The 18,886-nt window shown below is 70.4% G+C and carries 15 protein-coding genes; 6 read left to right on the forward strand and 9 right to left on the reverse strand.

Features of this window, described 5'->3' with window-relative positions:
• Window positions 1–1,031: 1,031 nt before the first annotated feature.
• From ABIE39_RS14505 to rpmH, 8 genes are all read right to left on the reverse strand, one after another.
• Window positions 1,032–2,381 carry a ParB/RepB/Spo0J family partition protein gene (locus tag ABIE39_RS14505; protein WP_209829367.1) on the reverse strand — a complete coding sequence of 450 codons (1,350 nt, stop codon included), beginning with the start codon at window positions 2,379–2,381 and terminating at the stop codon, window positions 1,032–1,034.
• Entirely contained in the window at window positions 2,378–3,472 is a 1,095-nt protein-coding gene (locus tag ABIE39_RS14510; protein ID WP_175009428.1) for an AAA family ATPase, read from the reverse strand. The genes ABIE39_RS14505 and ABIE39_RS14510 overlap by 4 nt, the downstream gene beginning before the upstream one ends.
• A 194-nt stretch (window positions 3,473–3,666) precedes the next feature.
• Window positions 3,667–4,329, reverse strand: a complete 663-nt coding sequence (gene rsmG, locus ABIE39_RS14515) for a 16S rRNA (guanine(527)-N(7))-methyltransferase RsmG (protein ID WP_175009427.1) — start codon at window positions 4,327–4,329, stop codon at window positions 3,667–3,669.
• Between the two features lie 326 nt (window positions 4,330–4,655).
• Window positions 4,656–5,183 (reverse strand): R3H domain-containing nucleic acid-binding protein, encoded by a 528-nt coding sequence (locus ABIE39_RS14520; RefSeq protein WP_175009426.1) that lies wholly within the window; start codon window positions 5,181–5,183, stop codon window positions 4,656–4,658.
• A 39-nt stretch (window positions 5,184–5,222) separates the two neighbouring features.
• Entirely contained in the window at window positions 5,223–6,314 is a 1,092-nt protein-coding gene (gene yidC / locus ABIE39_RS14525; protein ID WP_209829370.1) for a membrane protein insertase YidC, read from the reverse strand.
• Between the two features lie 61 nt (window positions 6,315–6,375).
• A complete protein-coding gene (gene yidD, locus ABIE39_RS14530; protein ID WP_354052309.1) occupies window positions 6,376–6,711 on the reverse strand; it encodes a membrane protein insertion efficiency factor YidD in 336 nt (111 codons plus the stop codon).
• Window positions 6,708–7,076, reverse strand: a complete 369-nt coding sequence (rnpA, locus tag ABIE39_RS14535) for a ribonuclease P protein component (RefSeq protein ID WP_031315171.1) — start codon at window positions 7,074–7,076, stop codon at window positions 6,708–6,710. The genes yidD and rnpA overlap by 4 nt, the downstream gene beginning before the upstream one ends.
• A 6-nt stretch (window positions 7,077–7,082) precedes the next feature.
• Entirely contained in the window at window positions 7,083–7,220 is a 138-nt protein-coding gene (gene rpmH / locus ABIE39_RS14540; RefSeq protein WP_034225701.1) for a 50S ribosomal protein L34, read from the reverse strand.
• A 542-nt stretch (window positions 7,221–7,762) separates the two neighbouring features.
• On the opposite strand from rpmH, the gene dnaA reads away from it, so the two are divergent.
• The 5 genes from dnaA (at window position 7,763) to ABIE39_RS14565 (ending at window position 14,556) form a co-directional block, all read left to right on the forward strand.
• Window positions 7,763–9,184, forward strand: coding sequence for a chromosomal replication initiator protein DnaA (dnaA, locus tag ABIE39_RS14545; RefSeq protein ID WP_074803999.1), 1,422 nt, complete (start codon window positions 7,763–7,765; stop codon window positions 9,182–9,184).
• Window positions 9,185–10,484: 1,300 nt separating this feature from the next.
• Window positions 10,485–11,615, forward strand: a complete 1,131-nt coding sequence (gene dnaN / locus ABIE39_RS14550; RefSeq protein WP_034651929.1) for a DNA polymerase III subunit beta — start codon at window positions 10,485–10,487, stop codon at window positions 11,613–11,615.
• A 53-nt stretch (window positions 11,616–11,668) separates the two neighbouring features.
• A complete protein-coding gene (gnd, locus tag ABIE39_RS14555; RefSeq protein ID WP_175009421.1) occupies window positions 11,669–12,607 on the forward strand; it encodes a phosphogluconate dehydrogenase (NAD(+)-dependent, decarboxylating) in 939 nt (312 codons plus the stop codon).
• Window positions 12,608–12,644: 37 nt separating this feature from the next.
• The gene (gene recF / locus ABIE39_RS14560; protein ID WP_354052312.1) at window positions 12,645–13,949 is read left to right on the forward strand and encodes a DNA replication/repair protein RecF; all 1,305 of its coding nucleotides are present in this window, start codon (window positions 12,645–12,647) and stop codon (window positions 13,947–13,949) included.
• 106 nt (window positions 13,950–14,055) lie between these two features.
• Window positions 14,056–14,556, forward strand: coding sequence for a DciA family protein (locus ABIE39_RS14565; protein ID WP_074804375.1), 501 nt, complete (start codon window positions 14,056–14,058; stop codon window positions 14,554–14,556).
• Window positions 14,557–14,660: 104 nt separating this feature from the next.
• Here ABIE39_RS14565 and ABIE39_RS14570 read toward each other — a convergent pair whose 3' ends face one another.
• Window positions 14,661–16,205: a hypothetical protein gene (locus tag ABIE39_RS14570; protein ID WP_354052314.1), complete on the reverse strand. Its 1,545-nt coding sequence runs from the start codon at window positions 16,203–16,205 to the stop codon at window positions 14,661–14,663.
• 562 nt (window positions 16,206–16,767) lie between these two features.
• Between ABIE39_RS14570 and gyrB the strand changes: the two genes are divergently transcribed.
• Window positions 16,768–18,831, forward strand: coding sequence for a DNA topoisomerase (ATP-hydrolyzing) subunit B (gyrB, locus tag ABIE39_RS14575; protein WP_255437315.1), 2,064 nt, complete (start codon window positions 16,768–16,770; stop codon window positions 18,829–18,831).
• The last annotated feature ends 55 nt before the right edge of the window (window positions 18,832–18,886 follow it).

Here is an 18,886-nt window from a genome sequence, read left to right on the forward strand (position 1 = left end):
CCCATGCCGGTCTGGCGCACTCCTCTGGCGACGTCGCGACTGCTCATCCGTCTCGGAGCTGGCGAGTGACACGCGCGCCCCAGCACGCCGACCTCAGGGCCTACCCGACAGCGCTCACCGTTGGTGGACGCTTGGGGCGCCAGCGACCCCGTCAGTTCGCATGCACGAACGCCGGATCCTTGCCCACCTCCTCCTCGCGCATCGGTGGAGACTAGGAGAGGTCACGACGTGCTCGACGCGTCGGAGGCGAGAAGGCCCGCCGCAGTACCGCAGGCGCATCATTCTGTGCGCTGCGGCCGCGCAACTCAGGAGCGGGGCGTATCGCTGGTCCTCGGCGGGTGCCCAGAGCACGAAGATCACCGGGGGCGCAGGCCGCGCCATCCGTGCCCCGTGTGTGTGGCCCTGCGCGCTGGGCTTGACCGGTGGTCCTTGAAAGGTGAACCTCGAGGTGAATTCAAAGCTGGTCGAATGCCGTCGATCCGATCGGGTGTTGTGATCTGTGGCGCCGGTCCCGGCCGTGGACTCCGGTTCGCGACAACGGAACCGGAGGCGTGTTCCACGTGAAACGTGGCACCGAGAAGCCGTCCTCCCCGTCGTGGAGCCCTCGGCCGTGGTGTTTCACGTGAAACGAGGCGCACCGCCGGCCTGTGGGAGGGCCTCGTCGTGCGGTCGACCCTTCCCGCGCAGACGCCTGCGTGTCGGAGAGAACGAGAATGCGGGTCCGAGCGCTTGTCCGCACGCGACGCTGGTCGCGGCGCCCGTCAGTCGCTCCTCTGCCACGCACCGTCGGACGCGGCACGGGCGCGGCCACCCGTCGAGGCGAAACACAGGTCATCTACTGTCGAGTGAGCGCGTGTGTGCGCACGCAAGCTGCTCGCAGAGAATCGGCGAACTGGGCGGACGCTCCTCGTCCGTAGAGACAGACGGGGCGCGCGCACTCCCGTGTGGTGAGTGCGCGCGCCCCGCCCTGCGCTCTGGTCCCCGACGCTGGCCACGGGGACTCTGCGCCGGTGTACTGCCCCGCGATGCCTCTACTTGCGCAGCAGACCGGGATCGTCGGGCGCCATGACGTCGAGGATCCGGTTGAGGTCCTCGACCGAGGCGAACTCGACCGTCAGGCGCCCCTTGTTCTTACCCAGGTCGACCTTGACCCGCGTCTCGAAACGGTCGGACAACCGATGCGCGAGCTCGTCGATCGCCGCGGACCGCTGTCCCGCCCGCGGTGTCCGCGGCGCGCGGCGCTCACCGTCGAGGCCGCCCATGGCGACGATCTCCTCCGTCGCCCGCACGGAGAGACCTTCGGCGACGATGCGCTGCGCCAGACGCTCGATCTCCGCACCGTCGGTGAGACCCAAAAGAGCGCGCGCGTGCCCTGCCGAGAGCACTCCGGCAGCAACTCGCCGCTGCACCAGGGGAGGTAGACGCAGCAGACGCAGGGTGTTGGAGATCTGGGGGCGGCTCCGCGAGATGCGGTCTGCCAACTCCTCGTGCGTGCAGCCGAAGTCGTCGAGGAGCTGGCGGTATGCGGCAGCCTCCTCGAGAGGATTGAGAGCGCTGCGGTGCAGGTTCTCCAAGAGCGCGTCACGCAGCAGATCGGCGTCGTCGGTCTCGCGGACGATGGCCGGGATGACGTCGAGTCCCGCTGCCTGCGTCGCGCGCCAACGGCGCTCGCCCATGATCAGTTCGTAGGTGCCGGACTCCCCCGGCACCGGACGCACCACGATCGGCTGGAGCACCCCGATCTCGCGGATGGAGCCGATCAGCTCGTCGAGCTCGCCTTCGTCGAAGACGGTGCGCGGTTGCCGCGGGTTAGGTCGGATCGACGACGTCGTAAGCTCAGCGAACCGCGCCCCCGGGACGGGAACCAGATCCTCGGCCGCCCCACCCGCCCACTCCTCCACCGTTGTCGACTCAGCGGGCGAAGACGTGTCGAGAGCCCGAGCGGGGGCCTGCTCCTCCCCCGTGCTTCGGCTCGCGTCGGATGTCGTTTCACGTGAAACGGCGTCCGTCGTCGGCCTATCGCTCGTCGATTCGTCGCGCGGGGTCACGGGTACCGCACTCGCGTCCGCGGAGTCGTCCGCGACCACAGCATCCAGCTCGGCGAGGTCAGCCTCCGAGAGTGACGTGAGCGAGGCAAGATCAGCGGGTCCGGAGTCCGCGTCCGCCACGAGCGTCGTGACGCTCGTCGCGGAGTCGGTCCCCTCAGCCACCGCGGTGACTGATTCGTCGGCCGACCCAGCCGCCTCGCGGTGCTTCTCCCCGCGGGTCGCCTCCTCCGACACAGGGCTCGGGAAGAAGACGTCGACGGGCCGCCTGCCCTCGGAGCTCGTCGGGATCAGGGCGCCCAGTCCTCGCCCGAGCCCTCGGCGCTTCTCGCTCATCGCTGTTCCTCCTGCCGCAGGCCGGGACCACCGATGGTGCCGGCAAACTCATGGTCGTGGTGAGACGTCGATCCCGTGTGTGCTGACTGCGGAGGGTCCTGCGGCGGCGGCGAAGCGGCGTTCCTCTGCCCGTCGTCATCCGTCCCCTCGTCGCTTCGGTTCTCCGCGCGTTGGGTGAGCTCGCGGGCCGCCTCCAGGTAGGCGAGCGCGCCGGTCGACCCCGGGTCGTAGGTCATGACCGTCTGTCCGTGGCTCGGGGCCTCGGAGATACGCACCGAACGCGGGACCGTGGTCCGCAGCGTCTGCTCCGGGAAGTGCTCACGAACCTCCGACGCGACCTGCTGCGCGAGGTTCGTCCTCCCGTCATACATCGTGAGCAGGATCGTTGACACGTGCAGACCCGGATTGAGGTGCGCCTTGATCAGCTCGATCGTCTTGAGGAGCTGGCTCAGACCCTCTAGGGCGTAGTACTCACACTGGATCGGAATGAGCACCTCCCGGCCGACGACGAAGGCGTTCACCGTCAGGAGGCCGAGGCTCGGAGGGCAGTCGACCAGAACGTAGTCAATCGGCTCCAGACCGTCCCGCTCACGCTGCGCCAGGTACTCATCGAGGGCGCGGCGAAGTCGTGTTTCACGTGAAACCAGCGACACGAGCTCGATCTCTGCACCAGAGAGGTCGATGGTCGCCGGGACGCACCAGAGCGTGGGGATGTCAGGACACTGCTGGACGGCGCTCGCCAACGGGTCGCCATCGACGAGAACCTCGTAGACCGACGGTGTCCCCGCGCGATGCTCGACCCCGAGAGCCGTCGAAGCGTTCCCCTGGGGATCATTGTCGATCACCAGCACGTTGAGCCCGGCCATGGCCAGCCCAGCGGCGAGGTTCACCGTCGTCGTCGTCTTCCCGACGCCGCCCTTCTGGTTGGCGACGGTGATGATCCGTGTCGTCACCGGTCGAGGGAAACGCCGCCCGTGGAGGTCGATCCGGCGGCGAGCATCCTCCGCGAGCTGGGCGGCGAGCGGCGTCGAGTCGTCAGCGACGGGAAGACTGGCCATCAGTGCAGCTCGACGGTCGTCCTCGGTTCCCATGCTCTGTGCACCCTCCCCGTCGTGGGAGAGCGCCGCTCGCTCCTCGGATCCGTCGGGACCCACAGGGCTCTGCGTCACGCGTCTCATCCTCTCCGTCGTCGCCTCTCAGCATCCGCCGTACGCCATGGCGTCCGACGGATATCGGGGCCGAGATCTCGCGTGTCGCTCACGTGCTCGGCCACCTGTTCCCAGGATCAGCGTGAACCAGTCTGCCGCACGATACGAACGACGGTCGTGGTCTCCACACCAGGCAGCGTCGGCGCCTCAAGGATCTCCGGCTCCGATGCCTTGAGCTTGCGCAGAACCTTCCGTGCCGGATCGACCTCACGGCTCACGTTGCGACCCTTGAGCACGATCATCTCTCCGCCAGGACGAACCAGCGGGAGCGACAGCCGCGCGAGCTTGTCGAGTGCCGCGACGGCGCGAGACGTCACCGCGTCGCACTCGAAAGCGCCGTGATACTCCTCGGCTCGCCCGCGCTTGACCTCGATGTTCGGCAAAGAGAGATCCTCGGCGATCTCCGTGAGCCAGGCGCAGCGTCGCTCCATCGGTTCGATGAGGTAGACCGTCGCCTCCGGCCGCATCGCAGCGATCACGACGCCCGGGAGGCCGGCACCCGATCCGACATCCGCAACAAGGCCCGTCCTGGGCAGAAAGGGCACGACGGCGGCCGAGTTCAGGATGTGACGATCCCAGATGCGCGGAACCTCCCGCGGACCGATGAGGCCACGCAGCTCGCCTTCGTCACGCAGACGTTCCGCGAACTTCTCGACGGCGGGGAACGACTCTCCGAAGTACTCGATCAGCGCCTCCCGGGGGATCTCCGGCTCCTCGTTGCCTGCGGCCTCGTGCTGCATCGGGTCGTCTGCCTCCTTGTGTGCGAACGCCTCATCGTTTCACGTGAAACGACGGCAAGCGTGCGCGGCCCACCGAAGCGGTGAGACCGGGGTCGACTCTTGCCGTCGCGGTTGCACCGCGGTCCGAGGACCGCCGTGTCCGTCCCGCAGGGCCGTGGCGACTCCCGCGCTGGCGCGCCGTGGGGATGTCGGCCTTCCCGTCGTGCCAGCGCGTCCCGGCCCACGGGGGCCGGGACGACGCACGAGCCCTCGCCCCATGCACTACGCCCCGCGTTTCACGTGAAACGCGGGGCGGGGTGGTGGTGCGGTTGCTGTCGCCGTCGGTGTCAGTCCGCCGGGTAGATGACGACGTAGCGCTGCGGCTCGACGCCCTCCGAGTCGCTGCGCAGCCCGGCGGCGGCTACCGCATCGTGGATGACCTTCCGCTCGAACGCGTTGAGCGGTTCGAGCGAGACCTTGGCGCCCTCAGCACGGACGCGCTCGATCGCCTCCGCGGCCTGCGCCGTGAGCTCACGACGGCGGCCCGCCCGGAAGCCGGCGACATCAAGCATGAGGCGACTCCGCTCCCCCGTCCTCGCTTGCACGGCAAGGCGGGTCAGCTCCTGCAGCGCATCGAGCACCTCGCCGTCGTCGCCCACGAGCGAGCTCAAAGCGGAGGGGTCGTCCGCGACGATCTCGACTGCGGCCCGGTCGTGCTCGACGTCGATGTCGATGTCACCGTCGAGGTCCGCGATGTCGAGGAGCTCCTCGAGGTAGTCCGCCGCGATCTCCCCTTCTTCCTCGAGCCGGGTGGTCTCCGGGGCGGATTCCTCGGTGGACGTCGCGTCGGGCGCGGGCGTCTCGGTAGGCGTCATGCGTTGCTCCTCACGGCACGTGCGCGCTCGGGCGCAGGGCTACTTCTGCTTCTTCTTCTTGGGCGCGGGCTTCGTCGCGCCGGTCCCGGACCCGGGCCCGCCCTTCGCGGTACCGCCGGGCGACGGCTTGTCCGCCGGGGCGTCCTCCACCGGAGCATCTTCCGGGGTGGTCGCCGCCACCGTTCCGACGGGACGAGGAGCGCTCTTCTGGCGGTCCTTGCGCTTGGGCTGCTGGCGCTGGCCGCGAGGCTGCTCGATGACCGGCGTCGCGTCCTCGACCACGCCCTTCGCGGCGCGCTTGCGCGCCTGACGCTCCTTGAGGAGGCGCTCCGCCTCCGAACCCGGAGCGGGCATGCGCCGGATCGTGTAGAACTGCTGCCCCATCGACCAGAGGTTCGTCGTGGTCCAGTAGACGAGAACACCGACCGGGAAGTTCACGCCGGAGACGGCGAAGATGAAGGGGAAGACGTAGAGCATCATCTTCTGCGTCGACGCCATCGGGCCCTCGAGCGCGGCCTTCGGCATGTTCTTCATCGTGAGCTGGCGCTGCGTGAAGAACGTCGTCGCGCACATCGCGATGATGAGGACCGCGATGACGATCTTCGTCTGCAGGTCGTCGGTGCGGAGGAAGACGTCCGACAGCTGCGCACCGAACACCGACGAGCTCTCGATGTCGGACGCCACGGACGCGTCGATAGGACCGATCGGCTTCGAGGAGCCGTCGGAGATCGGCACCAGGCCGTTCAGCACCCGGAAGAGCGCGAAGAAGATCGGCGACTGGAGCAGGATCGGCATGCAGGAGGCGAACGGGTTCGTCCCGTGCTTCTTGTACAGGTCCATCGTCTCGCGGCTCATGGCCTCGCGGGACGCCGGGTCGGTCTTTCCCTTGTACTTCTTCTGGATCGCCTGCATCTCCGGCTGCAACATCTGCATACCGCGCGACGCCTTGATCTGCTTGAAGAACAAGGGGATCAGGAGGATACGGATGATGATGACCAGGCCGACGATCGACAGGACCCACGCCGGGCCTGGGCCGTCGGAGAACCCGAGGAAGACGAGCCCCTGGTGGCAGAGGTACATGATCCACGCCACGACCCACTCGATCGGGGCGAGGAACGCGAAGAAGTCCATCGGTGACTGCTCCCTCAACTTCAGACAAAGCGTGTGAATCGCCCGAGGTTCGGGCTACGGACTAGTGCGTGTGTCGTGCCGGCGGAACGTCGTCGACCCCACCGAGGCTCCAGGGGTTGCAGCGCAGCAGCCGCCAGAGGGCGAGGCCCGTTCCGCGCAGGGCGCCGTGCCGACGCACCGCCGTGAGGGCGTACTGGGAGCAGGACGGGTAGTACTTGCACGTCGGCCCCGTCATCGGCGAGATCACCGACTGGTAGGCCCTGATCATGCCGATCAGCGTGAGGGCGGGGACACGGCGCAGCAGGTCGACGACCCGGCGGACGACGCCGCGCTCGTCGCTTCCGGGCTCCTCGGGCGAGGACGGCGCCGGGACGCGCGGCGGGTGGGTCGTCGTCATCGACGCTCGCCCGCTCGCTCGTCGAGCCGACGGGTCGCACGCACGAGACCGCTGTCGAGGTCGGCGCTGAGCTCCTCGAAGGAGGCGAGCGCCGCGCCGGGAAGCGCGCGGACGACGGCGCGCCCGTGCGCGGGCAGCACGGAGAGGCGCGACGCCGTGGCGGCGCGCAGTCGGCGCTTCACGAGGTTGCGGTGCACCGCGTTTCCCACTGCCTTGGAGACGACGAAGCCGACCTGCGGCTGCGCAGCACCCTCGGGGTCCTCCGAGAGGTGCACGACCACGGTCGACCTACCCGCACGCACGCCGCGGCGCACCGCCCGCTCGAAATCGACGGAACGGCGCAGTCGGTGCGCCGCGGGAAGCACGTGCGATCAGGCAGAGAGCTCGGTGCGGCCCTTGCGGCGGCGGGCAGCCAGGATGGCGCGGCCGGCGCGGGTCCGCATGCGCAGCCGGAAGCCGTGGGTCTTCGCCCGGCGCCGGTTGTTCGGCTGGAAGGTCCGCTTGCTCACGAGGTACTCCAAGAACGTCGGGGAGGTACACCGTCTATGTCCTCGACGATGCAGTGACAGGATCCGGTTGGCTCCTGCCGGTGGTTCAGGTCGTGCGCCGGACGGTTCCCCGCCCGGTCGCCGCTCAGGCGCGCGGACCGAATGGCCATTGCTGGGGGCATCGGGTCCTCGCAGGCAGCTCGTGGCGTGAGGCCTCGTGTCGAGTTTCCTCCACGCGGGCGCGCCAAGAACACCTGGAACGGCTGTCTGACGTTACGCTGCGCGACCCTTCCGGGTCAAACCGCGACGGGTGACGTCCGCCGCGTGCGACGATGGCGCGGCGTCGTCCCGAATCCCGGCAACCTGCCGGTGGGAGGAACCCCACCCTACAACCCACAGCCTGTGGACAACTATGTGGATGAGGGGTTCCCGTGGCACGATCGACCCCAGCATCACCCCATCCGTGACCTTCTCTCGTCGGCGCACCCCGCCCGGCCCGTCAGCGCGCTCGACGGCCGGAGCTGTGCCCGGCGCACGCTGTCGACCCCCGTGAGGAACTGCCCGTGGCCAACCCGGACGAGAACATCGCCGACGTCTGGGCACAGACCCTGAGCATCCTCGAGGCGAGCCCGGACATCACCCCGCGGCAGATCGCGTTCATCCGGCTGGCCAAGCCGTTGGCGATCCTCGACGACACCGTCTTCATCGCGGTCCCCCACGAGCAGACCCGCACGTACCTCGAGACGCGCGTCCGCGACGAGCTGGTGACCGCGATGTCCTCGTGCCTGGGGCGCGACGTCCGCTTCGGGATCACCGTCGACCCGGAGCTCAGCTCCGACCCGGTCCTCGCGCCCGCGTCGCGGCCGGCGGTCGAGCGCCCCTACATCGAGCCCGACGACGTGCTCCTCCCCGACCTGCCGCCGCCTCCCCCGCCGCGTCCCCAGGCCGAGCCCAGCAGGCTGAACCCCAAGTACGTCTTCGAGACGTTCGTCATCGGTTCGTCGAACCGGTTCGCGCACGCTGCCGCCGTCGCAGTGGCGGAGGCGCCGGCCAAGGCCTACAACCCGCTGTTCATCTACGGCGACTCCGGACTCGGCAAGACGCACCTGCTGCACGCGATCGGGCACTACGCGCACAACCTCTACCCGAACGTGCGGGTGCGCTACGTGAACTCCGAGGAGTTCACCAACGACTTCATCAACTCCATCGGTGAGGGGAAGGCCGGGGCGTTCCAGCGGCGCTACCGTGACGTCGACGTGCTCCTCATCGACGACATCCAGTTCCTGCAGGGCAAGGAGCAGACGATGGAGGAGTTCTTCCACACCTTCAACGCTCTGCACAACGCCAACAAGCAGGTCGTCATCACCTCCGACCTGCCTCCCAAGCAGCTGAACGGGTTCGAGGACCGTCTCCGGTCGCGGTTCGAGTGGGGCCTCATCACGGACGTCCAGCCGCCGGACCTCGAGACGCGCATCGCGATCCTCCGCAAGAAGGCGTCGAGCGAACGTCTCGCGGCTCCGGACGACGTGCTGTCCTACATCGGTTCGCGCATCTCGACCAACATCCGCGAGCTCGAGGGCGCGCTGATCCGTGTCACCGCGTTCGCGAACCTGAACCGCCAGCAGGTCGACCTCCCGCTCGCGGAGATCGTGCTCAAGGACCTCATCACCGACGAGGACAGCGCGGAGATCACGCCCGCTGCGATCATCGCGCAGACGGCCGCCTACTTCGGCCTGACGATCGACGACCTCTGCGGCAGCTCCCGTTCGCGCGTCCTCGTCACCGCACGGCAGATCGCCATGTATCTGTGCCGCGAGCTGACCGACCTCTCGCTCCCGAAGATCGGTCAGCAGTTCGGCGGCCGCGACCACACGACGGTCATGCATGCGAACCGCAAGATCACCGAGCAGATGGCGGAGCGACGCTCCACGTACAACCAGGTCACGGAGCTCACGAGCCGGATCAAGCAGCAGCACCGCGGCTGAGGCGGCGCCGCCGTGGTCCTGACGGTGCTGCTCCCGACGACTTCGCCGCGCCCCACGGTGGACGCCTCTGCCGCCCGGCTCCAGCCGTGGCGCGCAGGCCACCCGCGACCACACCCGAGCGCCCCGGCCCCGCGATCGCTCACGCTCTGCGTCGACCCCCGTCGGCCACCTCGACCTCGATCCCCGACGATCCCCGACGATCCCCGACGGAGCGGGACACGCGAGGCAACGGACCGTCCGTCGACGGCGTCGGGCCGTCTCGCGTCGGCGACGTCCTCTCACCCGACCTCTGCCGTGCCCGGACGAGCTCGTGCACGCCCACGACGGCGAGCGGCCGTCGGACTTCCGCGCGCCTTCGAGCGGTCCTCGGAGCGTCGTCGTCGAGCGGGATGCGCCGTCCTCGCCCCTCCCGCTCACTGTCCACACGTTTCCCCACTGCGGTGCTCTCAGCTGTGGATATCGCCCTCAGCGAGCGACCGCCTCCGCGCATCATTGCTGCGAACCGCACTCGTACACAGCATGTGGGTGGAGTTGTCCACAGTCATCCACAGGGTTCCTGTGGGTATTCACATCCGCAGAATGCGGGCGCCGGCGGTCGACCACAGAGGCCTACCTGGCGCGACAAATCCCGACAAGATCATGGTTTTCCCCCCGAAACCTGTGGACGGGCCAGCTCGTACACACCCTGTGGACGGCATCACCACGCCCGGTCTGTGCACAGTTCTGTGGACAGCTGTGGATGAAGGTGCTCTCCGTGTGGACGGGGCACCCTCGATCGGTGGACGACGTGTGGGGACAGATCGCCCGCCCACAGGGGCTGCGACTTTCCCACACTGGACGCACCGGTTCGTCCACACGCATTTCTGCCCGCTGACCTGCGCAGACACCGGTTTTCCACGAGATCCACAACCCCTATGACGACGACGAAAGTGTTCTCAGAGGGAAAATTCCACACGCCTTCATCAGGCTCCGGCGGCCGACGGTGCGACCTGTGCCCCGACGAGCCTCGCTCCGATCCTCACCGACCCACGCCGAGAGCGCGACGTCGCCGAGGTCCCCAGCCCGGCTCCTGTCCCCAGGCCTGTCGTTCCAGTTCCTCCCACCCGCCTCCTCGCGTAGGGTTCATGCACGACACGTGTGCGCGGACCTGCGACCCGGCTCCTCACGTCCACAGCGGCAGACCTGCCCCGTGGACGACGGAGGACGAGCGGCCCCGACGGCGAGCCCGGCGTCGCGGCGACGCAGGACGACACATGTGAAGATCGGGTCCGATCGAGACGTGGGGACGAGAGGGTGTGGGATGAAGTTCCGGGTTGAGCGTGATGTCCTGGCCGACGCGGTGACCTGGACGGCGCGAACCCTGCCGACCCGCCCGCCGGCGCCCGTCCTCGCCGGGGTCCGGCTCGAGGCCGACGCGTCCGGGACCATCGGCCTGTCGAGCTTCGACTACGAGGTCTCCGCGCGCTCCGAGATCCCCGCCGAGGTCAGCGAGCCCGGCACGGTGCTCGTCTCCGGCCGGCTGCTCGCCGAGATCTCCCGGGCGCTGCCTGCGAAGCCCGTGGACGTCGTCCTCGAGGGCAACAAGGTCACCGTGACGTGCGGCGCGAGCCGGTTCACGCTCCTCACCATGCCGGTGGACGAGTACCCGGCGCTGCCCGCGATGCCCGAGCTCTCCGGCACCGTCTCGGGCGACGAGCTGACGAACGCCGTCGCGCAGGTCACGGTGGCGGCGAGCCGCGACGACACGCTGCCCCTCCTCACGGGCGTGCGCGTCGAGATCGAGGGCGAGAAGATCACGCTCCTCGCGACCGATCGGTACCGCCTCGCCCTGCGCGAGCTCACCTGGACGCCCGTGACCCCGAGCTACTCCGCGGTCGCCCTCGTGCGCGCACGCACCCTCAACGACGTGGCGAAGTCCCTCGGCGGCTCGGGCCTCGTCAACATCGGGCTCAACACGGGCGCCGGCGTGGACCTCATCGGCTTCGAGGCCGGGGGTCGTCACACGACGTCGCAGCTCGTCGACGGGGACTACCCCGCCGTGCGCCGGCTCTTCCCGGACGAGACGCCGATCCACGCCGTCGTCCCCACCGCCCCGCTCATCGACGCCGCCAAGCGCGTGTCGCTGGTGGCCGAGCGCAACACGCCGATCCGTCTCTCGTTCACGGACGGCCAGGTCGTCCTGGACGCCGGTCAGGGCGACGACGCGCAGGCGTCCGAGGCGCTGGAGGCGGTGCTCGTCGGCGAGGACATCTCGGTGGCGTTCAACCCGCAGTTCCTGCTCGACGGCCTGGGCGCGCTCGGCACCGACTTCGTGCGCCTGAGCTTCACGCACCCGAACAAGCCGGTCGAGTTCACGGGTCAGGACTCGCTGGACGGCGAGGACTCGTCCCACTACCGCTACCTGCTGGTGCCGATCCGCTTCGCCGGCTGATCCCGACGGAGCCGGACGGCTCGCACCGCACCACCGCACCCCGGAGGACTCGTATGGTCACGCGCATCGGCCTCGTCGGCCTCGGCAAGATGGGCAACAACATGCGGGCGCGCGTCCGCGCCGCCGGCATCGAGGTCGTCGGGTACGACCCTCGCCCCGAGGTGTCGGACGTCGCGACGCTCGCCGACCTCGTGGCAGCGCTGCCCGACGACGGCCCGCGCATCGTGTGGGTCATGGTCCCCGCGGGCGACGCGACCCGTGGCGTGGTCACGGAGCTCGGCGCTCTGCTCGCCGAGGGTGACTTCGTCATCGAGGGCGGGAACTCGTACTACGCCGAGGACCAGGCGCGGGCCGCTGAGCTGGCCGAGAAGGGCGTGGGCTACCTCGACGTCGGTGTCTCGGGCGGCGTCTGGGGCCTCGAGAACGGCTACGGCCTCATGGTCGGCGGGGACCGGACGTACGTCGACGCGGCCATGCCGGTCTTCGACGCCCTGCGCCCCGACGGCCCGCGCGAGGAGGGCTTCGTCCACGCGGGCGAGGTCGGCGCCGGGCACTTCGCGAAGATGGTCCACAACGGCATCGAGTACGGGCTCATGCAGGCGTACGCCGAGGGCTACGAGCTCCTCGCCGCCAAGAGCGGGCTCGTCAAGGACGTGCACGGCACGATGAAGGCGTGGACCCGCGGCACGGTCGTGCGCTCCTGGCTCCTCGACCTCTTCGTCAAGGCGCTCGAGGAGGACCCGCAGCTCGCCGCGATCGACGACTGGGTCGACGACTCCGGCGAGGGCCGCTGGACGGTCGACGAGGCGATCGACAACGCCGTCCCGCTGCCCGTCATCTCCGCTGCCCTGTTCGCGCGCTTCGCGTCGCGCCAGGAGCAGTCGCCCGCGCTCAAGGCCGTCGCCGCCCTGCGCCAGCAGTTCGGCGGGCACGCGGTCAAGGCGGCCGGGCCGGCCTCCCCGGGAGCCGGGCCGCTCGAACCCCCGGCCTGACCGGTCCCGTCCGACCCCCTCGACCCGCGCCGCACCGATGTACGTCTCGCACCTCTCCCTCGTCGACTTCCGCTCGTACGAGTCCGTCGACGTCGAGCTCGTCCCGGGCGTGAACGCGCTCGTCGGGCAGAACGGGCAGGGCAAGACGAACCTCGTCGAGGCGATCGGGTACGTCGCGACGCTCGCGAGCCACCGCGTCGCGGGCGATGCCGCGCTCGTCCGTGCGGGGGCCGCGCGCGCCGTCGTGCGCACGCGCGTCGTGCGAGGTGACCGGGCGAGCACCGTGGAGCTCGAGATCGCGTCGGGGCGGGCCAACCGGGCGCGGATCAACCGTTCCCCGGCCCAGCGGCCGCGCGACGTGCTCGGCATCGTGCGGACCGTGCTCTTCGCGCCGGAGGACCTCGCTCTCGTCAAGGGCGACCCGGACGGGCGGCGCCGCTTCCTCGACCAGCTCGCGGTGCTCCTGGTGCCGCGCGTGGCGGCGCTGCTCGCGGACTACGACCGGGTGCTGCGCCAGCGCGGCGCTCTGCTCAAGTCGGCGACGGCGCTGCGCGGCCGCGGCCGGCGCAGGCCGTCCGCCGTCGAGCCGCCGCCCGACGACGACGCACCCGAGACCGCCGCCTCGCCCCTGGCGACCCTGGAGGTGTGGAACGCGCGCCTGGCGAGCCTCGGCGCGGAGATCACGGCGCTACGCCTGCAGCTCGTCGCGGCGCTGACGCCCTACGTCGCGGAGGCGTACGAGCAGGTCAGCGCGGGGCAGGGCGAGGCACGCATCGCGTACCGCTCGTCCGTGGACGAGGCGCTCGACGCGGACGACGGCCCGGCAGGTGGGCCCGCGGCGGGCGACGTCGCGGACCCGGGTGAGGCGCCGGCGTCGGGCATTCCCGACGTGGCGACGCTCGAGAGGCGCATGCTGGAGGCCATGGAGGCCGTGCGCGCGAAGGAGGTCGACCGCGGGGTGAACCTCGTCGGTCCCCATCGTGACGACCTCGTCCTGACCCTGGGCGGCCTCCCGGCGAAGGGCTACGCGAGCCACGGCGAGTCGTGGTCGTTCGCGCTCGCGCTGCGGCTCGCGTCGTACCGGCTGCTGCGCGACGGCGCCCCCGCGGGCCTCGACTCGCTCCTGTGGGCCGACCAGTGGGGGCCCGACGGCGAACCGATCCTCGTGCTCGACGACGTGTTCGCCGAGCTCGACGTCCGGCGGCGTGAGCGGCTCGCCGAGCTCGTGGCAGACGCGGGCCAGGTGATCATCACCGCGGCCGTGCCCGACGACGTCCCGAGCCTCCTCGACGGCGCGCGGTTCGCCGTGCACGACGGGACGGTGGACCGTGTCGAGGACTGAGCACGCGGACCGGGACGGCTCTCGAGGTCAGGACGACGACGCGCGTCCCGCTGCGGCCGACGACCTCCCGGAGCGACGCCCCACGGGGCTGCCCGTCGGCCACGTCGTGGACCTGACACCGCCCGCGGAGGTGGCGCGCCAGGCTCTGAACCGCGCCAAGGCGGCGGCGCGCGCGAAGGGGCTCCGGCCCGGGCAGGAGCCTCGCCGACGCATCCTCGCGGACCCGCCGACGTCGGGCGCGCGCCCGGGCGGCCGCGACCCGCAGCTCCTGGGCGACGTCGTCGCGCGCCTGCTGCGCGAGCGGGACTGGGTCGCGGACGTGTCGGTGGGGGGCGTCGTCGGGCGGTGGCGCGAGGTCGTCGGCGACCAGGTCGCCGACCACTGCGAGCCCGAGACGTTCGAGGACAAGGTCCTCGTCGTGCGGGCCGACTCGACGGCGTGGGCGACGCAGGTGCGGCTCCTCACGCCGCAGCTGCTCGAGCGGCTCGCGCGCGAGGTCGGCGAGGGGGTCGTCGAGACGGTGACCGTCCTCGGGCCGGCGGGGCCGAGCTTCCGCCGGGGGAAGAAGTCCGTGCGCGGCCCGGGCCCTCGCGACACCTGGGGCTGAGCCCGCCCGGACCGACGACGAGGCCCGCCGTGAAGGGGGCACGGCGGGCCTCGCGCGGGTGGTGACCGGGGCGTTGGTCACCACGTCATGGGGTCGTCAGGGGGTCACGCCTGCGCTCGACGACGCAGCCAGAGCACCACGGCACCGCCGCCGACGAGCAGCGCGGCGAACGCGGCCGCACCGGCGACCGTCGCACCGGTCGCGGCGAGCGCCGGGCCGCTCGGCTCCGCCGGGCCGGCGACGTCCTCGACGGCCACGGGCGCGACGGTCGGGTTCGCGCACGCGCTCGTCGCCGGCGGGTACTCGACCACGGTCGAGTACGACGGGTTGACCTCGAACAGCACCTCGGCGCCGTCGCGGGTCCAGGCGTAGTTGCCGTCGGTCTCGGTGTACGACCCGTCCTCGTTGCGGACGAACCCGGGCCACTGCTTCGGCTCCTCGGCAGAGGCTCCCGGCCACAGGAGGGTCCCGCTGAGGGGCTGGTCCGTCACGACGTAGTCCTCGCCGCCGTTCGGGTGCAGGAAGGTGATCGTCAGCGGTGTCGCCGAGTCGACCGTGACGCCCTCGGGCAGGGCGACCTCGTAGCCGAGGTAGGGGACGTCGCCCTGGCAGACGGCGCCGATCTCGCCGGGCACGAGCGCGCACGCCTCGTCGTCGGGCACGAGGTCCTCGAGCGGGAAGAGCGCGAACCGGCCGTCCTCGGTCACGAGGTAGCCCAGCTCCTCGGTCTGGGGGGAGAAGGTCGCCGCGGCGTCCTTCGGCTCGGCGACGACGCCCTCGTCCGTGAGGGTGTACCGGACGTCCTCCGACTCGGCGGGGAGGTTCTGCTCCGTGAGCTCGGTGCCGCAGACCTCGACGGCGGTCGGCACGGCCGGCGTGACGACGGCGTCGACCTCTTCCTCGACGGGCTCCGGCGTCTCGCACGCGCCCTCGGGGAGGAGGTCGGCGAGGTCCTGGTGGTCCCACGCGATGAGCGTGCCCTCGGGGAACTCGCCGAGGTGCTTCCCGTCGGGCGAGTAGCGGATGTCGGTCGGGAGGCCGTCGAGGCCGTCGGGCAGGTTCACGAGGTCCTGCTGGACGGCCCAGGCGGTGCAGAGCTCGGGCGTGTCGACGTCCGGCTGGATCGTGCGGGCGACCTCGCGGACGGCCTCCAGGTCGAGGGGCTGCACGACCCAGGCCTTGTCCCACGGCTTCTCCGGCAGGGGGAACTCGGCGCTCGTGACGATCTTCTGCGGGCCGGAGTTCTCCCAGGCCGCCGGCTTCGCGGGGTCGGTCTTGGGATAGACGTAGACGCCGACCTGCACCGGGGCGTCGGGCGTCTCGCAGGCCCGGGTCGAGCCGGACTGCTCGTGGTCGTACTGGCGACCGTCGGACGCGTCGACGGAGACGGTCCAGGTGTGGTCCTGCGTGGGGTCGAGGTCGTACGACCGCGTGAGCTGGCGCTGGAAGGTCGTCGACTCGACCTCCTTGCCGTCCACGGTGACGGTGAGCTGGTTGCTCTTCTGCGAGTAGGCCCAGAGCTTCACCGAGAGCGTCGTGCAGTCGGCCGTGACGACGGGCGTGTGGGCGGAGGCGGGTGCCGCGGTGGCCACGATCAGGCCACCGAGTGCGAGCGCTGTCGCCGCAGCGCTCGCGAGGAGTCTCTTCACTGAGTGGGGTCCCTTCGGGGTCGAGCCGCCCGCGTGGCGATCACTGCTGCGCGGACGACGCGCGAATCAGGATGGTGTGTGGTATTAGACCACTTTCCGCGTGAAACGCCGATTCCCGACTTGTCAGTTGCGGTAGCGCTCCCATCCGCCCGCCCAGACGGTTGCCGTGGGCACTTTCTCGGGCTGCTCCCCAGGTAGTCCGGGCGGCGCCCACAGCGCCTGTGGACAACCGTGTGGAGAACTTTCGGGCGGGCGGCGCGGATCGCGTCGCGAATGTCTCGCGAGATGACCTCAGGACGGCCGAGATCCGCGGAATTCGGCTCGTGGCGGGTAGACTGGGGAGGTCATTCCGGGTCTTGTCACCACCCGCCCGCGCAGCCCGTCCGCGGCGCCTCCATCAGCCGTCCGCGGCAGGTCGGACGCTCCCCCCACGGAGCCGGCGCAGGCGGCGGTGCGGGCCCGGAACCTTTGAGCAGCGGCGGCCGGTCCGGCACGGACACGGCGGCCGCGCGCACGACGACGAGGAGCAGTCCTGCCCGTGGCAGAGCACACCGACACCGCCATCCCCGACCCGACGGCGTCCGCGGAGGCGGCACCCTCGGCGGGCGGCGGCTACGACGCGAGCAACATCACCGTCCTCGAGGGCCTCGAGGCAGTCCGCAAGCGTCCGGGCATGTACATCGGCTCCACCGGTGAGCGAGGCCTCCACCACCTTGTGTACGAGGTTGTGGATAACTCTGTGGACGAGGCTCTCGCCGGCCACGCGGACACGATCGACGTGACGCTCCTCGCCGACGGTGGGGTGCGCGTCGTCGACAACGGGCGTGGCATCCCCGTCGCGATCCACCCCACCGAGGGCCGGCCCACCGTCGAGGTCGTCATGACGATCCTCCACGCGGGCGGCAAGTTCGGCGGCGGCGGGTACGCCGTCTCCGGCGGTCTGCACGGTGTCGGCATCTCGGTCGTCAACGCGCTCTCGTCCCGCGTGGTCACCGAGGTCCAGCGCGACGGCTACGCCTGGCGCCAGGAGTTCGCCGACGGCGGCAAGCCCGTGGGCGAGCTGCACCGCGGCGAGGCGACCGAGGCGACGGGCACGACGCAGACGTTCTGGGCCGACCCGACCATCTTCGAGACCACCGAGTACGACTTCGAGACCCTGCGCGCGCGGTTCCAGCAGTACGCGTTCCTCAACAAGGGGCTGCGGATCACGCTCACCGACGAGCGCCCTGCGCACCTCGACACCGGGGACGAGGTCACGGGCGAGGCCGAGGACGGCACGCCCGCGAGCGGCGACGGGACGTCGTCGGGCGCGTCGCCCGCAGCGCGCACGGTGAGCTACAAGTACGACGGCGGCCTCATCGACTACGTGAAGCACCTCAACGGCGCCAAGAAGGTCGAGCTCGTCCACCCCGACGTCATCGACATCGAGTCGGAGGACACCGAGCGGCGCATCTCCGTCGAGATCGCGATGCAGTGGACCAGCGCCTACTCGGAGTCCGTCCACACGTTCGCCAACACGATCTCCACGACCGAGGGCGGCACGCACGAGGAGGGCTTCCGCGCGGCGATGACCTCGCTGGTCAACCGCTACGCGCGCGACAAGGGCATCCTCAAGGACAAGGACGAGAACCTCACGGGCGACGACATCCGCGAGGGCCTGACGGCGGTCATCTCCGTCAAGCTGGGCGAGCCGCAGTTCGAGGGCCAGACGAAGACGAAGCTCGGCAACACCGAGGCGAAGACGTTCGTCCAGCGCGTCGTCAACGAGCGGCTGAACGACTGGTTCGACTCGCACCCGAACGAGGCCCGCGACGTCCTGCGCAAGGCGATCCAGGCGTCGCAGGCGCGGCTCGCCGCCCGCAAGGCGCGCGAGGCCACCCGCCGCAAGGGCCTGCTCGAGTCGGGCGGCATGCCGGGCAAGCTGCGCGACTGCCAGTCGAACCGCGCGGAGGAGTGCGAGATCTTCATCGTCGAGGGTGACTCCGCGGGCGGCTCTGCCGTGCGCGGGCGCAACCCCCGGACGCAGGCGATCCTCCCGATCCGCGGGAAGATCCTCAACGTCGAGCGCGCGCGCCTCGACCGGGCCCTGTCCAACCAGGAGGTCCAGTCGATCATCACGGCGTTCGGCACCGGCATCGGCGAGGACTTCGACCTCACCAAGCTCCGGTACCACAAGATCGTCCTCATGGCCGACGCCGACGTCGACGGCCAGCACATCGCGACGCTCCTGCTCACGCTGCTGTTCCGGTACATGCGCCCGCTCATCGAGAACGGGCACGTCTACCTCGCGCAGCCGCCGCTCTACCGGCTCAAGTGGTCGAACTCCCCGCACGACTACGTGTACTCCGACAAGGAGCGCGACGCGTTCCTCGCCGCCGGTCAGGCCGCCGGCAAGCGGATCCCCAAGGAGAACGGGATCCAGCGCTACAAGGGTCTGGGCGAGATGGACTACTCGGAGCTGTGGGACACGACCATGGACCCCGAGCACCGCACGCTCAACCAGGTGACCCTGGACGACGCCGCGGCGGCGGACGAGATCTTCTCCGTCCTCATGGGCGAGGACGTGGAGTCCCGCAGGAGCTTCATCCAGCGCAACGCGAAGGACGTGCGGTTCCTTGACATCTGAGCCGCTCCTCGCGGAGCCGGGGGGCGGCAGGACCGCACGCCCCGGCGCGGCCCGC

The sequence above is a fragment of the Cellulosimicrobium sp. 4261 genome, from assembly GCF_040546915.1.
In the GTDB taxonomy this organism is placed as follows: domain Bacteria; phylum Actinomycetota; class Actinomycetes; order Actinomycetales; family Cellulomonadaceae; genus Cellulosimicrobium; species Cellulosimicrobium cinnabarinum.